The organism is Tautonia marina (genome assembly GCF_009177065.1).
In the GTDB taxonomy this organism is placed as follows: Bacteria; Planctomycetota; Planctomycetia; order Isosphaerales; family Isosphaeraceae; genus Tautonia; species Tautonia marina.
Map to the genome: position 1 here is coordinate 1 of NZ_WEZF01000046.1, position 7,922 is coordinate 7,922.

Annotated in this window: 8 protein-coding genes; 4 read left to right on the forward strand and 4 right to left on the reverse strand. The window is 66.0% G+C overall.

Annotated features, from left to right (window positions below):
- Nucleotides 1-328: 328 nt before the first annotated feature.
- The 3 genes from GA615_RS26990 (at nucleotide 329) to GA615_RS27000 (ending at nucleotide 2,629) form a co-directional block, all read left to right on the forward strand.
- Nucleotides 329-838 carry an SRPBCC family protein gene (locus GA615_RS26990; RefSeq protein ID WP_161602603.1) on the forward strand — a complete coding sequence of 170 codons (510 nt, stop codon included), beginning with the start codon at nucleotides 329-331 and terminating at the stop codon, nucleotides 836-838.
- A gap of 41 nt (nucleotides 839-879) precedes the next feature.
- On the forward strand, nucleotides 880-1,500 hold the full coding sequence (locus tag GA615_RS26995) for a DJ-1/PfpI family protein (protein WP_152054459.1): 621 nt from the start codon (nucleotides 880-882) through the stop codon (nucleotides 1,498-1,500).
- Nucleotides 1,501-1,723: 223 nt separating this feature from the next.
- Entirely contained in the window at nucleotides 1,724-2,629 is a 906-nt protein-coding gene (locus GA615_RS27000) for an ARPP-1 family domain-containing protein (protein WP_152054460.1), read from the forward strand.
- A gap of 291 nt (nucleotides 2,630-2,920) precedes the next feature.
- Here the strand turns inward: GA615_RS27000 and GA615_RS27005 are convergent, their stop codons facing one another.
- Entirely contained in the window at nucleotides 2,921-3,250 is a 330-nt protein-coding gene (locus GA615_RS27005) for a hypothetical protein (protein ID WP_152054461.1), read from the reverse strand.
- 242 nt (nucleotides 3,251-3,492) lie between these two features.
- On the opposite strand from GA615_RS27005, the gene GA615_RS27010 reads away from it, so the two are divergent.
- Nucleotides 3,493-4,629, forward strand: a complete 1,137-nt coding sequence (locus GA615_RS27010; protein ID WP_152054462.1) for a glycoside hydrolase family 18 protein — start codon at nucleotides 3,493-3,495, stop codon at nucleotides 4,627-4,629.
- Between the two features lie 96 nt (nucleotides 4,630-4,725).
- Here GA615_RS27010 and GA615_RS27015 read toward each other — a convergent pair whose 3' ends face one another.
- The 3 genes from GA615_RS27015 to GA615_RS27025 all read right to left on the reverse strand — a co-directional run bounded on the left by GA615_RS27015 (nucleotide 4,726) and on the right by GA615_RS27025 (nucleotide 7,601).
- The gene (locus GA615_RS27015) at nucleotides 4,726-5,892 is read right to left on the reverse strand and encodes an NADH:flavin oxidoreductase/NADH oxidase (RefSeq protein ID WP_152054463.1); all 1,167 of its coding nucleotides are present in this window, start codon (nucleotides 5,890-5,892) and stop codon (nucleotides 4,726-4,728) included.
- Nucleotides 5,893-6,083: 191 nt separating this feature from the next.
- Complete coding sequence (locus GA615_RS27020; RefSeq protein WP_152054464.1) at nucleotides 6,084-7,040, reverse strand: alpha/beta hydrolase; 957 nt, start codon at nucleotides 7,038-7,040, stop codon at nucleotides 6,084-6,086.
- Between the two features lie 129 nt (nucleotides 7,041-7,169).
- Entirely contained in the window at nucleotides 7,170-7,601 is a 432-nt protein-coding gene (locus GA615_RS27025) for a hypothetical protein (RefSeq protein WP_152054465.1), read from the reverse strand.
- Nucleotides 7,602-7,922: the final 321 nt, after the last annotated feature.

A 7,922-nucleotide genomic window follows, 5' to 3' on the forward strand; every position in this document is an offset into this window, starting at 1 on the left:
CATGGTCCTCCTGGCCTGATTGTCAGTAGAACCTAGATATCTGTGAAATGGGAGAATAGAGGCATGCCCTCTACGGAAGTTATGGTAAGGGTGGAGAATGACCCTCATAAGCAAGAGCACGAAGTTACAGTTGAAAATTTGCCGTATTGACAATCTTCGTGTCAGGGATATTTACTCAAAATTTCTTCGTTCGCAGGTTCTTCCGGCCCGTTTCGCCATCGGCCTGCCCCTGCCGGGGGAGCGGGGCTCGGGCGAGATCGCCGGTGGTCGGGATTCCGACGATTCAATCGGGCCGTTCCTTTTCACTCAGGACTGGAGTCCCCCCGTGGTGAAGCCGATCACCTTCTCGTGCGAGGCGAGGCTCGCAATCCCCCCCGATGAGATCGCCCGGCGCATCCTCGACCTCGACCGCTGGCCCGACTTCAAGGGCTACGGGCCGCTGCCGGGGATCAGGGCGGCGACCTTCGAGGCCACGACGCCCGAGGTGGTCGGCACCGTAATCCGGGTGTCGAACACGGACGGGTCGAGCCACACGGAGGAGGTCGTCGAGTGGGACCCGCCCCGGCGCATCCGGCTCCGCATGGGGGGCTTCCCGCCGCCACTGTCCCGCCTGGCCACTGAAATCGTCGAGACCTGGCAGTTCGATCGGGTCGGAGAGGTCACTCGGGTCGTCCGATCGTTCACCTTGCATCCCCGGTCGATGGCCACCCGGCCCTTGCTCGGGCTGATCTCCCTCCTGCTCCGGAGGGCCATCGCCCGGCATCTGCGGCACATGCAGGACGCCAGCGACGACGACGGGAGGCCGGTGACGCCACAGGAGTACAACGAGACGAGGTGAACGGAAGGCCCGGATTCGATCCCCCACACGGAGCAGCCCCGATGACCCGCCGCCGCGTCGGCATCCTGGTCTTCCCCGAGGTCGAGGTGCTCGACTTCGCCGGACCCTTCGAGGTTTTCTCCGTCACCCGGCTCGACGAAGATCGCAGGCGGGAGGAGCCGTCCCCCTACGAGGTCGTCCTGATTTCCGAAGCCCCCGGCATGGTCGTGGCCTCGGGCGGATTGAAGGTCGTGCCCGACCACGGCCTGGACGATTGCCCGCCGCTGGATTTGCTCGTGGTGCCCGGCGGCTGGGGCGTCCACGGTCAGATCGGCAACGAGGCGCTGGTCGGCTGGATCGCCGAGCGTGCCGGGCAGGTCGAACTCCTGGCCTCCGTCTGCACCGGCTCGATGTTGCTGGGCAAGGCCGGGCTGCTGGACGGCAGGCGGGCGACGACCCACTGGAAGGTCCTGGACTGGATGCGCGAGTCGTTCCCCGGTGTCACCGTGCTGGACGACGAGCATGTGGTCGAGGACGGCGACGTGATCACCTCGGCGGGCATCGCGGCGGGGATCGACCTGGCGCTGCGGGTCGTCGCCCGGCATCACGGCGAGACGGTGGCGAGGACGACCGCCCGTTACATGGAATATCCCTTCCCCGAGGACAACCGACGGCGGGTGTGAGCAGGCGAACCGGCCCTCTGAACGCAGGGCATCAGGGCGGATCAGCACGCCGATTTTCACGACACGCAGGCCGGATCGGGACGTAATCCGCAAGGGGCCGGAGCGAATCCCATCGAGGCCGTTCCGATCTCGACGTGCCCATTCCGGGCGGCGTCGTGGAACTTCGCCCCGGCCTGCCGTGTCCGAGGATGATGGTCACCCCGATTCGCACCAGGAGGTTGTCATGCCCACGCTCCCCGAACTCCGCATCGGCGACCCGATCCGTCACGAGGCCCTGGCCGTCTTCCCCCTGTTTACGGATACCGGAGGCGTCGTGGATTACCTCCTCTCCGACGAGGCGATCGCCTCCGGCAGCGTCGCCGTCGAGGAGGTCAGCGAGGCCGGCTCGGTGCCCAACCTGCTTGTCGAGAACACGGGGGACAGCCGGGTCCTGTTCCTCGAAGGCGAGGAACTGCACGGGGCCAAGCAGAACCGCATCCTGAACACCTCGGTCCTGGTCGCCGCCCACAGCAAGACGACCATCCCGGTCAGTTGCGTCGAGCAGGGTCGCTGGCGCTACCGGGGCCGCCAGTTCGGCCACGGCGGCAGCCACTCCTCGTCCAAGCTGAGGCACTATCTCAAGGCATCGGTCACCCGGTCACTCAAGGAAGACCGGGGGCACACCTCCGACCAGATGTCCGTTTGGAGCGAGGTCAGCCGCCAGATGGATGCGCTGGGCTCAAGCTCTGAGACGGCTGCCATGGCCGACACCTACGAGCGTTACAGGGGCAAGCTGGAGGAATTCCGCTCGCGGGTGGGCTACGTCGAGGGGGCCAGCGGGCTGGCCGTGGCGGTGGGCAAGCGGGTAGTGGCCCTCGACCTGTTCGACAAGCCAGAGACCTGTCGCAAGGTCTGGGACCGGCTGCTGACCGGGGCGGTCATGGAAGCGTTGGAGGTGGGCAAGGCCGAGGAGCATGCCGATGCGGGGGACGTGGAGGCCCTGGTGAGTCGGCTGCGGGGGATGGCCTGGGAGCCTGCCCCAGCGGTCGGCGAGGGGGAAGAATTCCGGTCGGATGCCGGGGAGGCCCACGCCTCGGCCCTGCTGGTCGAGGGTTCCGTCGTCCACGGCAGCGTCGTCGTGGCCGGGTGATTGGTGGATTTTGGCGGGGCTGCCGGACTCCGGTGGCCTCGCCGAGGAGATGACGCGGGCTTCCTCCAGCCCGGACATCCTCTCGCCCTCAGGGTGGTCAACCCTGCCGAAATCTGCCGGGGTGTTTCGGAACGGAAATCCCGGAGACCGACGGGCTCGCTGAGGTGATCCACCAGCCCCGCCTCGGGGAGGCGTTGGACAACGAGGCCGGAATTGATCATTTCCCGAGAATGCAACAGGTTCAGGGCTCAGGTCGTCTCCTCAGGTCCGATCCTGTCTCGGTTCTGTCAGTCAGACACCGACGAGGTAGGCGTGCTCGATCAGGAGGTAGGTGATCGTCGCCACCAGGAAGAACACTGCCATGGCGCCGAGGTAGAGGATCATCACCGGCGTCCTCCCCAGCCGGTCTCGACGCTTTCGGGCGACGTTCCATGCCCCCCAGCCGATCAATCCGTAGAGGACGAATCCTGCTGCCGCCAAGACGACCAGGGCAGGCTCGGTTCGCCCCTGGTCCTGGATGTTGACGATGGCGACTGCCACGAACAGGGCCAGCAGCCAGAGGTGCCAGACCCGGAATTGGGATCGAGAACGGTCTTCTCTGAGCGATGTCGTGTGGGTCATGATTCCCCCGGTTCGGAGAAGGGACGCGCCGGAGTCGCAGCCGAGGGGCCGAAGATGGGGAGCCCTGCGACAATTGTCGGACTGGAATGCCTTCCGGTCAAGCGGGCATCACCCCGGACATCGCCAGGATGTTCGGCATCGTTGGCGGGCACCGGGCGGGCCGATAGGCTGGCGGCATCCGGGGGAGCGTCACGGTGGATCGCACCCGACCACACAATGAGCCTGATACCTGAGTCTCGACCATGCTTCGCACCGACCGGAATCTCCTTCCGCTGACCATCGCCGTCGTGCTGCTGGCCGGAGTCGCAGCGTCCAGCACCTCAATCGCCCGACCCGCCGACGGCGAGGAGGGCAAGGTGTTCGTCGGCTACCTGTACGGTCGGCCCCAGGGCATCGACTTCTCCCTCTACACGCACCTCTGCCACGCCTTCGTCACCGCCGACGCCGACGGTCGCATCCGGCCGAGCCGGGGAGTCCCCGACGCAGACCTCGCCCGACAGGCTCACGAGGCGGGCGTTAAGATGTTCATCTCCCTCGGAGGCTGGGGCTGGGACGAGCAGTTCGCCGCCATCATGACCGACCCGGAGGCCGAAGATCGCTACATTGTGTCCGTCCTGGCGCTCGTGGACGAGAGCGACTACGACGGGATCGACCTCGACTGGGAGTATCCCGACACCGAGCAGGAGGTCGAGGGCTTCGAGCGGCTCGTGCGACGGCTCCGCGCCGGGCTCGACGCGATCGGCGAGCGGAAGGAACGCCCGATGCTGCTGACGATGGCCGCCTCGTCGAACCCCGGCACGCTCCGCTGGCTCCGCACCGAGTTCCTGCTGGAGACGATGGACTGGGTCAACGTCATGACCTACGACTACGCCGGACCCTGGACGAACTACGCCGGGCACAATGCCCCCTTGTTCTCCTCCTCGAAGGTTCCCGGTCGGAATCGACCCTCGACCGAGGCGACGATGCGGTATCTCATCGAGGAACGGGGGATACCCGCGGATCGCTTGGCCGTGGGCATCCCGCTCTATGGGAGGGGCTTCGCCGTCTCGGAGCCGTATGCCTCCACCGAGGACGCCCCCGAACTCCGCATCCCGCAGGGAAACTACACCAATCTGCACCGGTTGCTGAACGAGGAAGGCTGGACGCGCCTCTGGGACGACGAGATCAAGGCCCCCTGGCTCCTTGCCCCCGACCGCTCGATCGTCTTCGGCTACGACGACGCCGAATCGGTGGCGATCAAGACGGAGTGGGCCATGAAACAAGGATTCCGGGGCGTCTTCTTCTGGCAGGTCGCCGCCGATCGCCTGCCCGACGGGAGCCATCCGCTCCAGGAGGCCGCCCGCGAAGCCTGGGAAGGGGACGATTTGCAAGGACGTTGATCCGAGCCTTCGTTGATCGACGACTTGTCTTGCGGGAACCCGGCGGAGAGGATCGCGAACCAACCCGCCGGCTTTGCTGGGACGACGCCAGGCGAGCTACTTCGCCCGACGTTGAACGGCATAGCCATACGGGATCGGCCAGGACGGCTCCCCGTCCAGGTCGTGCTGGGCCTTGATCGCCCAGTACGGCTCCCGGAGCAACTCCCGGCCAATGAACGCCAGGTCGGCATCCCCGGCCGTGATGATCTCATTCGCGTGCCCCGGCTCGGTGATCAGGCCCACTGCCCCGGTCATGATCCCCGCCTCGTCCTTGATCCGACGGGCGAAGGGCACTTGATAGCCCTTCGACACCGGGATCGTCGCCTTGGGCACCAAGGCGCCGGAGGACACGTCGATCAGGTCCACACCCAGGCCCTTCAGGAGCCTCGACAGGGCAATCGACTGCTCGATGTCCCAGCCCCCCTCAACCCAGTCGGTCGCCGAGATGCGGACGAACAGCGGCAACGCGTCCGGCATGATCCCCCGCAGCCGCTCGGCGACCCGCAGGACCAGTCGCATCCGGTTTTCCAGGCTACCGCCGTAGGAATCGGTTCGGAGGTTGCTCAGCGGCGAGAGGAACTCGTGCAGGAGGTAGCCGTGGGCCGCGTGGATTTCGATGACCTCGAAACCGGCCTCCAGCGCCCTCCGGCAGGCGGCCTCGAAGGCGTCGATGATCCCCTCGATGCCCAGTTGGTCCAGGGCTTGGGGGACAGGGTCGCCGTCGTGGAACGGGATCGGGCTCGGCCCGACGACCGTCCAGCCGCCTGCCTCGGGAGACGTGATGCTGGCGCCTCCCTTCCAGGGAGGCTCGCAACTGGCCTTGCGACCGGCGTGGGCAAGCTGAATCGCGGCGACGGCCCCCTGGCCCTTGACGAATCGGGCGATCCGGGCGAGGGGCTCGACGTGCTGCTCGCCCCAGATTCCCATGTCGGCGGGCGAGATGCGGCCCTCGGGGGTCACGGCGGTGGCCTCGACCATGACCAGCGCCGTGCCCCCGGCGGCCCGGCTGCCCAGGTGGACGAGGTGCCAGTCATTGGCCAGGCCGTCCTCGGACGAATACTGGCACATGGGCGACATCACGATCCGATTGCGCAGGGTCACCCCCCGGATGCTCAGGGGGCTGAGCAGATCGATCTCGGGGATTTCCCGGTCGTGGTCGGCGTCGGCGATGCTGCCGTGCGAAGGGCTGGGGGAATCGTCCTGGTGGGCGTTGTCGGCGGGCATGGTGCTTCACTCGTGAGTGGCGGGCGTCCGGGCGAGGGGATCGATGATCGCGAATCCTACGACCATCGGCAATCCGGCTTCCTGACCGGCCGAGGCTCAAGCCCGATCACCGGATCGGGCCGGTCATCTTCTGGATGTCGATCAGGCACCGGATTCGAACCGGCAAACGACTCGACCGGCCTTTACCTCGATCAGTTTGCCTGCCCGGAACCTTCCTCATGCGCCCCGAGGTGCTCGTCGAACCAGTCGGCGAAGGTCTCCAGGTCCTCGGCGATGGTCAGCCAGCCGTGCCCGACGCCCTCCTTGACGACCAGCTTGGCCTCGACACCGGCCTCCTCCAGCGCCTCGACCATGACCTCGGACTGCTGCAAGGGGACCAGTTCGTCCCGGTCTCCGTGGATAATCAAGGTCGGCGGGTTGTCCGGGCCGACGTGGGTGATCGGCGAGATGGCGGCGGTGATCTCCCGCAGCCGGGCCTCGTCGGTGATCGGCCCGAGCAAGTTGGTCTCCTCGTCTCGCTCGTAGTAGTCGAAGGCGGGGCGGAACGGCCTGGCGTGGTCGATGGCGTGGAGCTTCTCCTGGCCCGGCCCCCCGAAGTTGAGGAAGTCGGTCGGCGGGAAGAAGCAGGCCACCGCCTGCACCCGGCTTGATTCCCGGTCCACCGGGTCGCGGGCCTCGGGGTCGCCCTCGTCCCCGGCGGTTCCCAGCATCAAGGAGAGGTGCCCCCCCGCCGAGGCCCCCGTGACCCCGATGCGATCCGGGTCGATCCCGTAATCGTCGGCATGGTGGCGGATGAACCGGACGGCCCGGTTCATGTCCTCGACGATCTCGGGGACGGTATAGCGGGGCTGGCTGCCGTGGACGACGGCGAAGACGGTGTAGCCCCGGCCGGAGAAGGGACGCACGAAGCCGGGGTTGATCGCCTCGTGCGAGGAGAAGAAGCCGCCGCTGACGACCAGGACGACGCCCGCCCCGTTAGCCTCCCCCTCGGGCCGGAACACGTCCATGGTCAGGGCGGTGCCGTCCTTCCGCCCGTAGACCACGTCCTCGATACGGCTGAAAACCGGCTCATCGTCGCCCCGGCAAGGCTCTGCCAGGAGTCCGGGAAGAGCCAGGACGAACAGGATCATGTGGTATTGGAGCGTCATGGACGGCGGCCTCCCTGGTCGTTGCGAACTTGGTGTCGCACCAGGGTAAGCCGACGACGGGGGGTTCGCAACGCGCGGTTCAAGGAGCCGTCGGCATCGCCTTCGGCCAGGTGCCGTTCCAGACCCGCTTCAATGAGAAGCGTCTGGTTGCCCGGCCCCATCGTCTCCTCCTTCTTCCAGGTAATAGACGAACGAGGCGGGTTCGCTCGGGTCGCTGCAAAGGCTGAGATTGTTGATGTCGTTGTCGCCGGGAGACTGGAGGTATGGGGCGAGGCAATCGGCGAGGTCCCTGCCGTTGCCGAGGATCGAAAATCGGTAGCCCTCCCTGTACTCGGCGTTGACCGAGGGTCGAACCGGGCCGGATTTTCCGACGAGGTTCCTGGTGCAAATCCGGCACTTGCGGCGCCGGTTGGCCGGGTCTTTCCCGGAACCCGAGCAGGCGGCACACGCCTCCTTCTCCACATCCACATGCTCGAAATGGACCTTGCCCAGGCGGTAATAGCCCGACTTGACCCGGATGAGTTCCGGCAGGGCGTGAGTGGGTTGTTTCTGGTCGTTCATCGATGATGCTCCTGCCAGGGTTACGGCGTTGTGACCGTCATTCCTGATGAGGCGGGACGACCTCGTCCCGACGGGAGTAGTAGACGCGAAAAACGGAATCGGTTCAATCCCAAGATATGATGAAAACTATTAAAGAGCATTTTTGATTGTAAACCAGAATTCCGTGCCGCGATCCAGGGTCGCTTGGGGGCTCGGATGATCCCGGCGAAATCCGGGAAACGGAGCCGTCATCTGGTTCCCCAGCAAGTGGCCGGATTATTATCGATGCAAATTGTCGGTTGCCCAGGGTCGTCATTTTTTATCGATGCAAATTGTCGGTTA